The sequence below is a fragment of the Serratia sp. CY52157 genome, from assembly GCF_052168495.1.
In the GTDB taxonomy this organism is placed as follows: Bacteria; Pseudomonadota; Gammaproteobacteria; order Enterobacterales; family Enterobacteriaceae; genus Serratia; species Serratia ureilytica.
Genome location: NZ_JBJNMO010000001.1, coordinates 1,804,833 through 1,820,565 on the forward strand (window position 1 = coordinate 1,804,833; position 15,733 = coordinate 1,820,565).

General features: G+C 61.1%; 15 protein-coding genes. 2 read left to right on the plus strand and 13 right to left on the minus strand.

The features are described 5' to 3' along the window. Window positions 1-8: 8 nt before the first annotated feature. From menH to idnO, 5 genes are all read right to left on the minus strand, one after another. Entirely contained in the window at window positions 9-779 is a 771-nt protein-coding gene (gene menH, locus ACJ8IP_RS08555) for a 2-succinyl-6-hydroxy-2,4-cyclohexadiene-1-carboxylate synthase (RefSeq protein WP_033643848.1), read from the minus strand. Continuing rightward, complete coding sequence (gene menD / locus ACJ8IP_RS08560) at window positions 776-2,452, minus strand: 2-succinyl-5-enolpyruvyl-6-hydroxy-3-cyclohexene-1-carboxylic-acid synthase (protein ID WP_164107149.1); 1,677 nt, start codon at window positions 2,450-2,452, stop codon at window positions 776-778. Before menD ends, menH begins: the two co-directional genes overlap by 4 nt. A 380-nt stretch (window positions 2,453-2,832) precedes the next feature. Then, window positions 2,833-3,144 carry a stress response protein ElaB gene (elaB, locus tag ACJ8IP_RS08565; RefSeq protein WP_033643850.1) on the minus strand — a complete coding sequence of 104 codons (312 nt, stop codon included), beginning with the start codon at window positions 3,142-3,144 and terminating at the stop codon, window positions 2,833-2,835. An 81-nt stretch (window positions 3,145-3,225) separates the two neighbouring features. Beyond that, entirely contained in the window at window positions 3,226-4,257 is a 1,032-nt protein-coding gene (gene idnD / locus ACJ8IP_RS08570) for an L-idonate 5-dehydrogenase (RefSeq protein WP_033643851.1), read from the minus strand. A gap of 23 nt (window positions 4,258-4,280) precedes the next feature. Beyond that, window positions 4,281-5,045: a gluconate 5-dehydrogenase gene (gene idnO, locus ACJ8IP_RS08575; protein ID WP_033643852.1), complete on the minus strand. Its 765-nt coding sequence runs from the start codon at window positions 5,043-5,045 to the stop codon at window positions 4,281-4,283. Window positions 5,046-5,313: 268 nt separating this feature from the next. Here idnO and ACJ8IP_RS08580 point away from each other — a divergent pair, with 268 nt between their 5' ends. Further along, on the plus strand, window positions 5,314-6,297 hold the full coding sequence (locus ACJ8IP_RS08580; RefSeq protein WP_033643853.1) for a LacI family DNA-binding transcriptional regulator: 984 nt from the start codon (window positions 5,314-5,316) through the stop codon (window positions 6,295-6,297). Here the strand turns inward: ACJ8IP_RS08580 and ACJ8IP_RS08585 are convergent. Further along, window positions 6,277-6,786 carry a DUF1097 domain-containing protein gene (locus ACJ8IP_RS08585; protein ID WP_033643854.1) on the minus strand — a complete coding sequence of 170 codons (510 nt, stop codon included), beginning with the start codon at window positions 6,784-6,786 and terminating at the stop codon, window positions 6,277-6,279. The genes ACJ8IP_RS08580 and ACJ8IP_RS08585 overlap by 21 nt on opposite strands. Window positions 6,787-6,916: 130 nt before the next feature. Beyond that, a complete protein-coding gene (locus ACJ8IP_RS08590) occupies window positions 6,917-8,152 on the minus strand; it encodes an MFS transporter (protein WP_042785096.1) in 1,236 nt (411 codons plus the stop codon). A gap of 288 nt (window positions 8,153-8,440) precedes the next feature. On the opposite strand from ACJ8IP_RS08590, the gene ACJ8IP_RS08595 reads away from it, so the two are divergent. Beyond that, complete coding sequence (locus tag ACJ8IP_RS08595; RefSeq protein WP_033643856.1) at window positions 8,441-9,316, plus strand: LysR family transcriptional regulator; 876 nt, start codon at window positions 8,441-8,443, stop codon at window positions 9,314-9,316. A 59-nt stretch (window positions 9,317-9,375) separates the two neighbouring features. On the opposite strand, the gene nuoN is transcribed toward ACJ8IP_RS08595, so the two are convergent. The 6 genes from nuoN to nuoI form a co-directional block, all read right to left on the minus strand. Then, a complete protein-coding gene (gene nuoN, locus ACJ8IP_RS08600; RefSeq protein ID WP_033635324.1) occupies window positions 9,376-10,833 on the minus strand; it encodes an NADH-quinone oxidoreductase subunit NuoN in 1,458 nt (485 codons plus the stop codon). A 6-nt stretch (window positions 10,834-10,839) separates the two neighbouring features. Continuing rightward, window positions 10,840-12,369: an NADH-quinone oxidoreductase subunit M gene (nuoM, locus tag ACJ8IP_RS08605; RefSeq protein WP_033643857.1), complete on the minus strand. Its 1,530-nt coding sequence runs from the start codon at window positions 12,367-12,369 to the stop codon at window positions 10,840-10,842. Between the two features lie 95 nt (window positions 12,370-12,464). Then, a complete protein-coding gene (gene nuoL, locus ACJ8IP_RS08610; protein WP_004936005.1) occupies window positions 12,465-14,312 on the minus strand; it encodes an NADH-quinone oxidoreductase subunit L in 1,848 nt (615 codons plus the stop codon). Beyond that, window positions 14,309-14,611, minus strand: a complete 303-nt coding sequence (gene nuoK, locus ACJ8IP_RS08615; protein WP_004936014.1) for an NADH-quinone oxidoreductase subunit NuoK — start codon at window positions 14,609-14,611, stop codon at window positions 14,309-14,311. Before nuoK ends, nuoL begins: the two co-directional genes overlap by 4 nt. Next, window positions 14,608-15,165, minus strand: a complete 558-nt coding sequence (nuoJ, locus tag ACJ8IP_RS08620; protein ID WP_019453717.1) for an NADH-quinone oxidoreductase subunit J — start codon at window positions 15,163-15,165, stop codon at window positions 14,608-14,610. The genes nuoK and nuoJ overlap by 4 nt, the downstream gene beginning before the upstream one ends. A gap of 13 nt (window positions 15,166-15,178) precedes the next feature. Beyond that, window positions 15,179-15,721: an NADH-quinone oxidoreductase subunit NuoI gene (gene nuoI, locus ACJ8IP_RS08625; RefSeq protein ID WP_025160170.1), complete on the minus strand. Its 543-nt coding sequence runs from the start codon at window positions 15,719-15,721 to the stop codon at window positions 15,179-15,181. Between the last annotated feature and the right edge of the window lie 12 nt (window positions 15,722-15,733).

Sequence of the window (15,733 nt, forward strand, 5' to 3'; positions counted from 1 at the left end):
CGGTTCCTTTAACCAGGGTTAACGAGAAAGGTCTGCAGCTCGGCGACGAAATCCTGCGGATTGGCCAGATGCGCGTTGTGGCCGGCCTGCGGCACGATGCGCAACGGCAACCCGGCGTCGCGCGCCAGCCGTTGAAATTTGGGGTCGTTCTCACCGCACAGCACCCGCAGCGGCACGGTCAGTTGGCGCAGCTGCGGCGCCAGATAAGGCTGTCTCCCGAGCGAGGTGGCTTCGAGCATGTCGGCAATCGCCGGGCCGCTGTTGACCGAACGCGCGGCGATCAGCGCCTGGCGGTGCACATGGCTAAGCTCTTTGAACACCGGCTGCTGATACCAGTCCGCCAGGACTTCGGCAATCGGCTCACTGCGAAAACGCGCCGCCCATCGCGCATCCTGCTCGCAACGATCGCGGCGCTGTTGTTCGTCCTCAAGCCCCGGGTTGCCGCCCTCGACGATCACGCCTTGCAGGCCGTCATGGCGGCCGTGGCAAGCGTGATACATGGCGATGCGCCCGCCGAGCGAGTAGCCCACCAACCAATAACGTTCAATATTGCGCAGTTGCAGGGTCGCGGCGATTTGCGCGCTGATGTCGTCGAAGCCGCGGCAGCTCACCGCCACGGAATCGCCGTGGCCGGGCAGATCGATGGCCAGCGACGGCCATTCCGGGCAACGCGCGGCGATCACCCGCCATTCATTGTTGTTGCCCAGCAGGCCGTGCAGCCATACCAGCCACGGACGCCCCGCTTCGCCCTGTTGCAAAATTCGCGTCGCCAGCATCATTGCACCGCCATCTGTTGCACCAGGTATTGCAGGCTTTCGGCCCCTGCGCTCGGCGACACCTGCAGTTCTATCAGCGTGGCGCCGCCGCGCCGCCAGCCTTGCTCAACCGCCTGTTGCAGTTGGCGCCAGTTTTCCGGCCGCGCGTAGCCAAGCTGGAACATCGCCGCCGCGTGGCTGAACTCGACGTTCTGCGGCATGCAGTAAAAGCGTTGGCGCTCCTCGTCCGGCGTCGGCAACAGCGAGAAAATTTGGCCGCCGTTGTTATTGACGACGATCAGCACCGTCGGCGCCGAACAGTGGCGCAACAACGCCAGCGCATTGAGGTCATACAACGCGGAAAGGTCGCCCACCACCGCCAACGTCGGCCTGGCGGTGGCGCGCTGTACGCCGGCGGCGGTGGAAATCAGACCGTCGATGCCGCTGGCGCCGCGGTTGCTGAATACCGGGTAAGCGACAGGCAGCGTCGTTAACGCGTCGATCAGTCGCACCACCAGGCTGTTGCCGAGAAACAGCTGGCCGTTCTCCGGCAGCAGTTCCGGCAGGCGGTGCGCCAGCTGCGCTTCGCCAAAGTTATCGTGCAGATGCGTGGACGCCGCCGTCAGCGCCTTATCCGCCAAGGCCGCCAGCCCGGCGGCCCACGGCGCGCGCGGTTGCGCCGGATGCTGCGCCAACCACTGCGCCACCCCGGCACGCAGACGCCGCCCCCGGTGCTGGGCTGGATCGAGCCGCCCCGGCAGCTCGTCGATAACCCAATACTCTTCCGGCCGACACTGCGCCTGCCACTGCAGCAAGCGTTTACCGGTCAGACTGTCGCCGAACTGCACCACCAGCTGCGCGTCTTGCAACACGCGCTGTGCCTGCGGATGAGCGAGCCATAAATCGGCGCAGGGCAGCGGTTGCCCGGTCTGCGACAGCACATCGCCGATCAGCGGCCAGCCCAGCGTCTCAGCCCAGTCGGCCACCTGTGCGCCCTCTTCCGCGCTCATGCGGCCGGCCAGCACCACGCCGCGTTTTTGCCGCCAGAAGAACCAGTCCGGCTGCGGCGACGGCGCCGCACGCGTCTCGCTTTCCTGCAGCCAAGGCCGATCGCTCTGCCACCAGTCGCCCAGCGCGGCGGACCAATCGGCATACAGACGTTCATCGCCGCCGTACAGCGGTTCGGCGAACGGGCAGTTGATATGCAACGCGCCGTGCTGCAGGCGCGCCATCGCGCTGTCGACGCTGGAGGCCAGCCACGCGGCCGGAATATCCGGCGTAGGACGCGGCAGATCGATCGCCAACGTCGGGTGGCTGCTGTAGAGGCCGTTTTGACGGATCGCCTGATTGGCGCCGCAGTCGATCAGTTCCGGCGGCCGATCGGCGGTGAGAAACACCAGCCGCTCACCGGTCAGGCCGGCCTCGATTAAAGCCGGGTAAAGGTTCGCCGCCGCGGTGCCGGACGTGACAATCACCGCTACCGGCTCACGCGCCGCCTTCGCCAGCCCAAGCGCCAAATGGCCAAGCCCGCGTTCATCAAAGTGGGTATGACAGATAAAAGATCGGTTGGCCGCAGCGGCCAGCGTCAACGGCGTGGAGCGCGATCCCGGAGCGATACAAACATGCCGCACCCCATGGCGGGCCAGCGCCTCGAGCAGCACAGCCGCCCACCGGCGATTAAAAACACTTGTCGACATAGTTCGCTCACAAGTCAGTTAGCAGAGATCGTCCCCGGCGCAGCCGACGGACGCCGCGCCTGTAGTTACGCTCTGTATTATATGAGGTGTTATTTTCACGGCTTTTGCGCCAGCGCAAAAACGCCGTATATCCCTGGGTGTTTACACCAGATAATTATTTGATTTAGAACAAAAAACAAACAATAAATACACAAACACTTTACACCTGCGGCGACATGGCCTCAATTCGTCCGCACAAAAAACAGGGGAATAGCGCCCCGCCTGCGGCGGCTAGCGGAAAGTATAGGCGGGATATGGAAGAACTATCGGAGAAACAGCGGGATGAAGCACACAGTCTGCAGAAAAGAACGAGGCGGCTTGCGCCGCCCCTGGGGCGTGATTTATTTGCGGGCCAGCAGCAGCCCCAGCACCAGCCCGACGGTGGCGCCGATGCCCACGCTGTGCCAGGGTTTATCCCGCACATAGTCGTCGGTGCGGTGCACCGCTTCTTTGGCGCGAGCATAGTAGGATTCGCCGGTGTTCACCCAGCGCGCCTTGACCTCACTCAGCGCCTGCTCGGCGTGCGACTTGATGTCGATGTAGGCCTGATCCGCGCGATCGCCGCTGTATTGCAACACTTCTTCCAGCGTTTCGGTCAGCATTCTCAGATCGTCATCCAGCGTAGTTTGCTCAGCATCCGTATGTCTTGCCATCGTGAGATCTCCGTGGTTGAAAAATTAAGCGTTCCTACACTATAGACAACGATCGTCACCTGCGGCCATCGGACTTTTACCCTAAAACACTAATTGCACCTTGGCGGCCTGGCGCTTGTCGCCGGCAAACTCCAGCGCCTGCGCCAGTTGGTCCCCGGCGAACTCCGCCGACAGCAGCGGCAGCGGATCGACCACATCGCCGGCCAGCCAGGCCACCGCCAGCGCGAATTCCTCCACGAAGCGGAAGGAGCCGAGCAGATTCAACTCCTTGGCGATCAACAGCATCAGCGGGAAATCAGGGAAGCTGCCGCCCATCCCGACCTGCACGACGGTGCCCTTGGCGCGCGTGACTTCCAGGCAGCGCTGCAGCGACGTCGGATGCCCTGCTGCCTCGAAAGCGATGTCGAAATAGCCTTTGTGTTGCTGATATACGCTGAAATCGTCGTCTGCGGCATGCAGACAGCGATCCGCCCCCATCTGGCCGGCGAGCGCCAGACAGCGCGGGCTGAGATCGGCGCAGACGATCTCGGCGGCGCCCAGCGCTTTCAGCGCCGCCACCAGCAAACAGCCGATCGGGCCGACGCCGGACACGAAAACCGTTTTACCCTTCACCGCGCCGGGCTGTTTCGCCGCGTGGATCGCCACCGCCAGCGGTTCGGCGAATACCATCACCCTGTCGTCGCGATCGGCGGCGTAAGGAATGCACTGCGCGCTATCCACCACCTTGTATTGGGTGAAAGCGCCGTCGACGTGCGGGAAATACATCGCGCTGCCGAAAAAGCGCATCTCGACGCACTGATTGCTTTGCTGCGCCAGACAATATTTGCACTGCCCGCAGGGTTTGCTGGGATTGAGCGCCACCTTCTGCCCGATCGCCAGCTGCGGCGAATCGCTGGCGACCACCTCGCCGATCGCCTCGTGGCCCAGCACCATCGGCTGGCGTACCTGAAAATTGCCGACCTTCCCTTCCTGAAAGTAATGCAGATCCGAGCCGCAGATGCCGCCGCGGCGGATTTTCACCAGCGTGCCCTGCCCCTGATAATTCACTTCTTGCGCGATCACCGCCACGTCTCGTTTGCCGTTAACCATGCAGGACTGGGTTTGAATTTTCATCTCAACACTCCACGAAAGAGGGATTACACCGCGGCGGACATGCCGCCATCGACAAACAGCAGCTGCCCGTTGACGAAGCTGGAAGCGTCGGCGGCCAGGAACACCGCCGCGCCGATCAGCTCCTGCGGATCCCCCCAACGCGCGGCGGGCGTGCGCTGGGTTAGCCAGGCGGTAAAGGCCGGGTCGTCGGCCAACGCCTGTGTCATCTCGGTTTTGAAATAGCCGGGGGCAATGCCGTTGACCTGAATGTTGTAACGCGCCAACTCCACGCACATGCCGCGCGTCAGCATTTTCACCGCCCCTTTGGACGCCGCGTAAGGGGTGATGGTGTCCCGCCCCAGCTCGCTTTGCATCGAGCCGATATTGACTATCTTGCCGCGCCGGCGCGGCACCATGTAACGGGCCACGGTCTGCGACACGATGAAGACCGCCTTCTGGTTGACGGCGATGATGTCGTCCCAGTCTTGCTCCGGGAACTCGGTGAAGGGATGACGGCGCTGGATGCCGGCGTTGTTGATCAACACGTCTATCGCGCCGATGTCCGTTTCGATACGGCCGATGGCGGCATGCACCGCCTGAGAGTCGGTGACGTCGAACGCCGCCGCGTCGGCGCGCAGCCCCTCTTCGCGCAGGCGATCGGCGGCGTGCCGGGCATGTTCTTCGGTGGTGGCGTTGACCAGAATATGCGCGCCTTGCTGCGCCAGGCCACGCGCCAGCAGAAAACCGATGCCGCGCGAGGCGCCGGTGATCAAGACGGTTTTGTTATCCAGAGAAAACAGGTTGTTCATGGTGATTCCCGGCCTTCAGGCCTCCAATCGGACAGGCCTCTATCTCAGCCGATTGTTACCGGTAAAAACGTGATGAAAATCACTGAAAATAATGTTACGAAACCCTGTTACCCTTAACGTGAACTCACGCAGACAGCGAGAGAACAAAGCCAATCTATCCAATTGAAAAATAGCCACTTTCAATAAAATCGCATGCATTGTTATCACCAAATCGATTTGTTAACATACCGCTATCCACCCTTGCCGCGCCGCCCGTTAAGGCTACCGAATGAAACACCCCCGCGTAACGCTACAGGACATCGCGCAATTGGCCGGCGTGACCAAAATGACCGTCAGCCGTTTTCTGCGCACGCCGGACAAAGTGGCGGCCGACACCGCTGAACGCATTGCGCAGGTCATGCGGGAGCTGAACATCACTGACGCCGATACCGCACAGGCCGGCAGAAAACCGCGCATCGGCGTGTTGATCCCCTCTTTCAATAACCAGATTTTCGCCGATCTGCTGGCCGGCATCGAATCCGTCACCCAGGCGCGGGGTTATCAAACGCTGGTGGTGAACTACGATTACAGCCCGCAGCGGGAAGAAGAGCAGATTGCACAGCTGCTGGCTTATCCAATCGCCGGGCTAATCCTCACCGATTCGGCGCACACCTTGCGCGCTGAGACCTATCTCGCCGCCGCGAAAATTCCCATCGCGCAGGTGATGGATCTCGACGCGCCGCCGGGGCGGATCGCGGTGGGATTTGACAATGAACAGGCGGGGTATGACATGACCGCCGCGCTGCTGGCCAGCGGCAAACGCCATATCGTTTACTTTGGCGCCATGTCCGACGCCCGCGACATTAAACGTTACCAGGGTTACTGCCGCGCCATGGCGGCTCAGGGGCAAACGCCGCGCCAGATCACGCCGCATCGGGTCTCATCGGTTTCGATCGGCGCCGACATGCTGGCAATGGCGCGCGAACGCTACCCGCAGTTGGACGGTATCCTGTGCACCAACGACGATTTGGCGGTAGGCGTGTTGCAGGCCTGCCTGCGTCTCGGCGTGCGCGTGCCGCAGGAGGTTGCGCTATCGGGTTTTCACGGTCTGGATATCGGCCAGGCGACCACGCCGGGCATCGCCAGCGTGATCACGCCGCGCTTTGAGATGGGTAAGGCCGCCAGTGAACTGTTGCTGCAGCGGATCGCGGGCGAGCCCTGCGCCGAGCGTCTCGATCTGCACTACCGCCTCTCACTCGGCGGCACCGTTTGAGCCGGCATGCCGGCTGACCGGCTGTGCGGCGCGGGCTTTTTCGCTGCGCGCCGCCCACCACAGCCCGCTGTTTTTCATCGCATAGCCGAATAGCAGGCCCACCAGCAAAGAGAGCGTCACCAGCGGCCAGTCGCCGCCGCCGGCGAAGGTCGCACAGGCGCCGATAAAGGTGCCGGGCACGAACCCCAGCCATTGCTGTTTGGCCTGTATGCACATCAAGAACGCCACGGCGCCGGTCAGCAGATACCCCAGCAAATTCCATTGCGGCGCCAGTTCGCTGCCGTGGATGATGACCATTGCCCAGAAAACGCCGCTGCAGCAGGTCAACGCGCCGATCAACAGCCCTTTCAGGCCGCCCTGCGGGCAGGCGAAATAGGCCGTGCAGCCGAGAAAACCGGCCCAACCGATCAGGCCCAGACTGACGGCAACCCATCCCCAAACGCCGGACAGGATCCCGGTGGTGACGGCAATGGCGAAAAGAACGTTCATAAAGTGACCTGCAGCAAAAAGAAAGCGCGCAGTTTACCCGAAAACAGGCCAATTTATGCGATACAAATCACATCATAAATGTAATTAAAGAATAATTAATTATAAAAAATAGATATTAATCACAAAATAATTAGCAAGGGAACCCCACCCGGGACGTTTTCCATGCCAGCAACAGGCACACTGCGCTGCTGCTCAAGAACAGCAAATGGGTCGCCTGCTGCAGATCGACGCGATCGACCACCACGCCCAGCAAGATCGGCACCCAGTTGGCGATATAAGCGATAACGTAAAACAGAGAAAGCAAACGCGCATGGCTGGTCGGCGGCGAAATCAAGTTCACCAGGGTCGCGCTGCCGACGAAAATGGCGCCGTAAGCATAGCCGGCCACCACCAGCCCCACCGCCGCCAGCCCCAGAGAATGCCACTGGATCGCCATGGCGAACACCACTGCCGCCAGCACCTGCGCCAGGCAACCGAACAACAGCGAATGACGGGCGTTAACGCGGCGGCTCAGGATCTGGCTGATGCCGGCGATCAGCAGATACACCGCAATCGCATAGCCAAAGACGCCACGCTGGTGCATGCCTAACAGCGTTTCCGCCACGCCGGGGCCGATTGCCAAAATACTGGCGGCCAGCGCCCAACAGACAAACAGCGCGCCGGCGCACACAAAGAATTTACCGCCGGTAGCGCGCAGGCCATCGAGCAGCGTGCTTTTTTCCTGTTCGGCCGGCACAGCGCGGGCCGGCGACGCAACCTGGCCACGCGGCCACAGCAGCATGACGCCCAACGCCGCCATGGCGGCAATGGCCATGATGAAAACGAACGGCAGCGTCGTAGGATGAAAACCGGTCTGCAAAGCGATGCCGCTGAAGATCGGCCCCAGCGCTAATCCGGTGGTGAATGACAGCGTTGCGATTAACGCCGCGCTTTTACCGCCGTCGCGCGGCCCAAACCGCACCAACGCGATGTTCGCCGCGCCGGTCAGCGCCCCGGTGCCTACCCCGGCCAGCAGCCGTGCCATCAGCATCATGGCAAAGGTATCAGCCAGCGCGAACAGCAGCGCGCCGCTCAACACCACCAGCAACGCCGGCACGATCATGCTGCGTAAATCCTTTACTTTGCCGGCCAGATTGCCGACGCCGAACAAAGAGATCAGCACGCCGGCGGCATAGGCGCCGTAGATGACGGTCAGACTGACCGAGCTTAGCGCAAGCTGCTGCTGATACAGCGGATAAAGCGGCGTCGGCGCGCTGCTGTTCAGCAATGCCGACATCAAAGCCAGCGCCAGGAACAGTAAAATGGCCGTGCGCGACGCCTGTGCGTTTGCTGGCGCCGCGTCCTGGATGGCGGTATTTTCTGACATGCTTCCACTCCCAAAGTCGGCAGGCGGCGGCCTGCCATCGTCGTCTTTCCTCACCCGGTCTGCCGGGAACGGCGCTTATCATAGCGTTACGGCGACGGGCGAAGTATCGTCAAGAATGAATCACCCTGATGCATTCTTGCATCACCGGAGAAATAACCGCCGATGTGCGTGCCGTTGACCGTCTTTCTCTCCCTCCAGACGGAACAACGCTTTATGATAGATACCGGTATCGTTCGCCCGGCCCGCACTGCTCCCCTGGCGCCGACAAATCTGCAGAGAGGAAATGGCATGATGAATTGGGATGACGCGCGCTTCTTTCTGGCCGTCGCACGCTGCGGCACGTTACGTAAAGCCGCCAACCAGCTGCAGGTTGATCAAGCGACCGTCGGCCGACGTCTCACCGCCCTGGAAAACTCGCTGGGTTCGAAATTGTTTATCCGCACGCCAAAATCCTTCTCCCTCAGCCCGCTGGGCGAATCCATGCTGGCGGACATGATGAAGATGGAAAATGCCGTGCAGGCGATCGCTCGCAAAGCCGCCGGCGGCGACGAAAGCCTGTGCGGCAACGTGCGCATCGCCACCACCGATACCCTGGCCGAAGCCTTCGTGATACCGGCGCTGCAAGATCTGCGGCAACGCTATCCGGCCATCACCGTCACGCTGTTGACGGCGCTGAACATCACCGATATCGCTTACCACAGCGCGGATCTGGCGATCCGCGGCGCCCGCCCCGATAACGATGAGCTGATCATCAAACGCTTAGCCACTATCGAAATGGGCCTGTACGCCAGCCCGCACTATCTGACGCGGCGCGGCATGCCGGTCAAAGGCGAGCAGCTGCGCGGCCACGATCTGCTGATGTTCCCGCGCGAACTGGTGCCGCGCCACTGGAGCAATTTCGGCGGCGAGACCCTGTACGAGCCCAACGCCGTGCTGCAATGCAATTCGCAGCTGTTGTTACGTTCGGCCACCCGCAGCGGGCTGGGCATCGGGCTGCTCTTGTCGTGCCTGGCCGACCACGACCCGGAACTGGTGCGCCTCTTTCCCGAGAGCAAAGACTGGGTGGATATCTGGCTGGTGCTGCACCCCGATTTGCAACGCGCCGCTCGCGTGCGCGCGGTGGTGCAGGCGCTGGAAACGTCGTTTAGCGCCCATTACGACTGAGTGCCGTTTCTCCATAAAAAAAGGCCGCCGAAGCGACCTTTTTACCGTCAGAAGCGTTATCAGAACGTCGGCTGAGCCATCTGCACCAGCGAAATCAGCGGCTGAGGATAAACCCCCAACAGCAGCACCAGCGCGGCTGAGATCAGCACCACGACGCCACCGGCAGTCAACGCCCAGTTGTTCGGGGTGTCGCGCTGCAGCGATTCCGGCGCGCTGAGGAACAGACTGACGGTCACGCGCAGGTAGTAGTACAGGCCGATGGCGCTGCCTACCACGACTGCGCCGGTCAGCCACCACAGGTGCGCGCTGACGCCCATCGCGATCACGAAGAACTTACCGATAAAGCCCAGCGTCATCGGGATACCGGCCAGCGACAGCATCATCACCGTCATTACCGCGGACAAGATTGGCTTGTGCCAGAACAGACCACGGTAAGAGAACAGCGAATCCGCATCCGGGCCGCGGTATGGGCTGGACATCAGGCTGACCACGCCGAAGGCGCCCAGGCTGCTGAACAGGTAACCGGCCAGATAAACGCCGGCGGTTTCCAGCGACAGTTGATGGGTTTGCACCGCAATCAGCGCCACCAGCAGGTAGCCCAGATGAGCGATCGACGAGTAGCCCAGCAGACGCTTGATGTTGGTCTGGCTGATGGCCATCAGGTTACCGAACAAGATGGAGCAGAACGCGATGATCGACAATACCATGCGCAGCGCTTCGTTGTCGGCGGCCGGGGCATACAGGAACAGACGCATCACGACCGCAAAGATCGCGATCTTGCTGGCGGTCGCCAGGAAGGTCGAGACCGGCGCAGGCGCGCCCTGATAAACGTCCGGCGTCCACAGTTGGAACGGCACCAGCGACAGCTTGAAGCCCAGACCGACGATCATCATGCCCATGCCGGCCAGGATCAGCGGCTGGTGCATCATGTTTTCCTGCAGGCTCTTGCCGAGGCCGGCCAGCGACAAATCGCCGGATTCGGCGTACAGCAGCGCCATGCCGAACAGCAGGAACGACGACGCGGCGGCGGACAGCAGCATGTACTTGATGGCGGCTTCCAGCGGGCGCTTCTGGCGGTAGGCGTAGCCCACCAGGCCGAACAGCGGCAGCGAGATCAGCTCGATACCGATGAACAGCGAAGCCAGATGGTTGGCGCTCGCCAGCAGGATGCCGCCCATGGCGGCGATCAGCACCAGCAGGTAGAACTCTTCGCGGTTATCCGGATAGCCGACCAGCCACGGATACGCGAAGGTGCAGGTCGCCAGACTCGCCAGCAGCACCAGCCCGGTGTAGAACATCGAGTAGCCGTCAACCCGCAGCAGCGGGGTGACGTCCATTGGGCCTGCCTGGCCGACAAAGTACAGCGAAAGCAGCGCCAGGTTGAGACCGATCACGGTCAGGGTGGCGTTGATAAAGTGGTCGCGTCGCCACGCAATGCCTAGCATCACAACCACCACCGTCAATCCGACGATCAACAGCGGCAGCAGTGCGATCAGTTGTTGAGGAGTTATTGTCATGGCGAATTACGGCCTTGTTGTTGAAATTGCTGAAACTGACGAACCAAACCAGTGTTGCACGTTGCTCATCGCCGCATTGGAAGTATCCAGAATCGGCTGCGGGTAAACCCCCAGCAGAACCAGCAACACCACCAGCAGCAGAATGATGAACAGTTCGCGCGCGGTCATGCCCTGCAGCGGCTGGTCGGATTTAGGCGCACCGTAGTAAGCGCGCTGCATCATGATCAGCGAGTAAACCGAAGCGAACACCAGACCGAAGGTGGAGATCACGGTGATCACCGGCACCACCTGGTAGCTGCCGAACAGAATCATGAATTCGCCGACGAAGTTACCGGTACCCGGCATCCCCAGCGTAGCCACGGCGAAGAACAGCGACAGCGCAGGGATGAACTTGATGCGCCCCCACAGGCCGCCCATCTGACGCATGTCGCGCGTATGCAGACGTTCATACAGCTGGCCGCAGATGATAAACATGCCGGCGGCGGACAGGCCGTGCGCGATCATCTGGATAACCGCGCCCTGGTAAGCCAGCTGGCTGCCGGTGTAGATGGCGATCAGCACGAAGCCCATGTGCGATACCGAGGTGTAAGCGATAAGGCGCTTGATGTCGGTTTGCGCGAACGCCATCCAGGCGCCGTAGAAGATGCCGATCACGCCCAGCCACATGGCGATTGGCGCGAACTCGTGCGAAGCCTCAGGGAACAGCGGCAGACTGAAACGCAGCAGGCCGTAGGCCGCGGTTTTCAGCAAGATGCCCGCCAGGTCGACGGAACCTGCGGTTGGCGCCTGGCTGTGCGCATCCGGCAACCAGCCGTGCAGCGGCACCACCGGCATTTTCACCGCGAAGGCGATGAAGAAGCCCAGCATCAGCATATATTGCACGTTGTGGGACATCGGCGTTTGCAGCAGGTCTTCGTAATCGAAGGTCCACACGCCGGTGGCGTTGTAGTGCACGAACACCAGGCCCAGGATCGCAATCAGCATCACCAGACCGCTGGCCTGGGTGTAGATGAAGAACTTGGTCGCCGCGGTGATGCGGGTTTTACCGTCCGACGCCTTGTGACCCCACAGCGCGATCAGGAAGTACATCGGCACCAACATCATTTCCCAGAAGAAGAAGAACAGGAACATGTCGATGGCGAGGAACACGCCGATAACGCCGCCCAGGATCCACAGCAGGTTGAGGTGGAAGAAGCCCTGATACTTCTGGATTTCACGCCAGGAACAGAGGATCGCCAGCACGCCCAGCAGACCGGTCAACACCACCATCAGCAGCGACAGACCGTCCAGCGCCAGGTGGATGGAGATGCCGAAGCGCGGGATCCACGGCAGCAGGAATTCGCTCTGCCACTGCGGAATGCCTTTCGGCGTGGTCAATGTATAGCCGCCCTGCATCCACAGCTGCAGAGAGAGCGCCAACGTCAGCCCCATTGCGATCAGCGCTATCCAGCGCGGCACCTTAGTACCGAAGCGCTCAAGCTGCCAGCACAGCAGACCGCCGATAAAGGGGATAAGAATTAGCCAAGGTAATAGCATGGCGTTTTGTGTCCCTTATACGAATAATTTCAAACTTTGTACGTAGCGCCTGCCCGGCGCTACGCCCGAAAAATGCGTCTGTTTAAATTATTCAATTAAACCAAAATCAACAGAGCCAATACGACCACTGCACCCACACCCATAGACGCTATATACCAACGCACCTGACCGTTCTCGCTCACCGTTAGACCGCGGTTCCCCCAGCGGGAGAAGACGGCCGGCAGGTTCATCAGCGAGTTCAGCGGATCGCGTTGCAGCAGCTTCGCAATGCCCAGGTACGGCTTGACGAACACTTTGTCATACAGCCAGTCGAAGCCCCAGGCATGGAACCACCAGGTCGAGAAGAAACGACCCGGCGCGCTGTTGGCGATGCTGTTGACCAGGCTGCGTTTGCCCAGCCACAGCGCGGCCGCCAGCAGAATGCCGACGATAGCCACCACGCCGGAGGTGATTTCAAGCCGCAGCACGCTGCCGTGCGCCAGCTCGGTGGTCTCCGGCAGCACGCCCTGCAACGGCGGCACGATCATCGCGCCGACGAAGGTGGACAGCACCAGCAGAACCAGCAGTGGCAAGTGGTGAGTGATGCCTTTACCGGCATGCGCTTTGATTTTCTCTTCGCCATGGAACACGATGAAAATCATACGGAAGGTGTACAGCGAGGTCATGAACGCACCGACCAGGCCGGCAACCATCAGGTTGATGTGGCCGTTGGCCATCGCGCCCGCCAGGATCTCGTCCTTACTGAAGAAGCCGGCCGTGACCAGCGGCAACGCAGACAGCGCCGCGCCACCCACCAGGAAGCAGACGTACACCAGCGGGATGCTCTTGCGCAGGCCGCCCATCTTGAAGATGTTTTGCTCGTGGTGGCAAGCCAGGATCACCGAACCGGATGACAGGAACAGCAGCGCCTTGAAGAACGCGTGGGTCATCAGGTGGAAGATCGCCGCGTCCCATGCCTGCACGCCCAGCGCCAGGAACATGTAACCGATCTGGCTCATGGTGGAGTAAGCGAGCACGCGCTTGATGTCGGTCTGCACCAGCGCGGCGAAGCCGGCCAGCAGCAGAGTGACCGCACCGACGATGCCCACCAGGTGCAGCACTTCCGGCGCCATCAGGAACAGGCCGTGCGTGCGGGCGATCAGATAGACGCCCGCGGTCACCATGGTCGCCGCGTGGATCAGTGCGGAAACCGGGGTTGGGCCCGCCATCGCGTCCGCCAACCAGGTTTGCAACGGCAGCTGCGCCGATTTACCGACCGCGCCGCCCAGCAGCATCAGGGTCGCCCAGGTGATGGCTGTGTCGCCCACCGCCAGTTTCTGCGGCGCCAGGATCATCAGCTCGCGGATGTTCAGCGTGCCCAGCTCGTTGTAGAGGATGAACAGCGCGAACGCCAGGAACACGTCGCCCACGCGGGTCACGATAAAGGCTTTCATCGCCGCCGCGCCGTTGGCCGGATCTTTGTAGTAGAAACCGATCAACAGGTAGCTGCACAGGCCCACGCCTTCCCAACCCAGGTACATCAACAGCAGGTTGTCCGCCAGCACCAATACCACCATGCTGGCGATAAACAGGTTGGTGTAAGCGAAGAAGCGCGAATAGCCCTCTTCACCGCGCATGTACCAGGAAGCGAACATGTGGATGAAGAAGCCGACGCCGGTGACCACCGACAGCATGGTCAGCGACAGGCCGTCCAGCACCAGGGTCACGCCGATATTGAAGTTGCCGACGGCCATCCAGGTCCACAGGCTTTGCTCGAACAGCTGCACGCCGGCGGCTTTCTGGGCGAAGAAATCCATCGCCACATAGACCGTGACCAGCGCAGCCAGGCCGATAGAACCCACGCCGACGGTGGCCGCCGTGTTTTCAGACCAACGACCGCGGGAAAATGCCAACAGCAGGAACCCGATCAGCGGTAGCAGAATTGTTAAATATAATAGGTTCATCCGCGCATCTCACTGACAGTATCAATATTCAGGGTATGACGACGACGGTAGAGCTGCAGCAGCAGCGCCAGGCCGATACTGGCCTCGGCTGCCGCCAGGCTGATCGCCAGGATGTACATCACCTGTCCGTCCGCCTGGCCCCAGTAGCTTCCCGCCACGATAAACGCCAACGCCGCAGCGTTGATCATCACTTCCAGGCTGATCAGCATAAACAGCAGGTTGCGGCGCACCAGCAGCCCGGTCAGCCCGAGCACAAACAGGATAGCCGCCAGGATCAGGCCGTGTTGAAGAGGGATCATGCTTGCTCCTCCGATTTTCTTCTCGCCATTTCGCCACTCGCCGGCGCGTTGCTCAGCACCTCGCCAGGCTTGTGTTCGCGGCCGATATGGAAGGCGACAACCAAACCCGCCAACAGCAGCATTGAAGCCAGCTCAACCGCCAGTACGTAAGGCCCGAACAGGCTGATGCCCACCGCCTTCGCGTCGACCATCTCACCGCTGATACCCTGATCGGATACGCTGCGGATCGCGACGATCAATACCACCAGCAGCGCCAGCGACAGCAGGCCAGGCCCGATCCACACCGTCGGCTTCATCCAGTCGCGCTCTTGCTGCTGCACGTTGCCGAGGTTCAGCATCATCACCACGAACACGAACAGCACCATGATGGCGCCCGCATAAACGATGATTTCCAACGCGGCGGCAAAGTAGGCGCCGAGAGAGAAGAAGACTGCCGAGATCGCCAATAACGAGACGATCAGATACAGCAGCGCATGCACAGGGTTGGTATGGGTGATCACGCGAATCGTCGCGGCCACCGCAATCAAACCTGCCAGATAAAATGCAATTTCCATGCTTGCTGGCTCCTTAGGGCAACAGACCTTTGACGTCGATCGGTTTGGCTTCGTTTTCGGCTTCGCCTTTGGCTTTGCCGTCAATCGCCATACCGGCCATCCGGTAGAAGTTATATTCCGGATATTTACCCGGCCCCGAGATCAACAGATCTTCTTTTTCGTACACCAGATCCTGACGCTTGTACTCACCCAGTTCGAAATCCGGCGTCAGCTGGATAGCGGTAGTCGGGCAAGCCTCTTCGCACAGGCCACAGAAAATGCAGCGCGAGAAGTTGATGCGGAAGAACTCCGGATACCAACGGCCGTCTTTCTGTTCCGCTTTTTGCAGCGAGATACAGCCGACCGGGCAGGCAACCGCACACAGGTTACAGGCGACGCAGCGCTCTTCGCCGTCCGGATCGCGCGTCAGCACGATGCGGCCGCGGTAGCGCGGCGGCAGGTAAACCGGTTCTTCCGGGTACATCTGGGTTTCACGCTTGGCGAAGGCATGCATGCCAATCATCCAAATGCTGCGCACCTGGGTGCCGAAACCAACCACTAACTCTTTCAATGTCATGGTTTATTCACC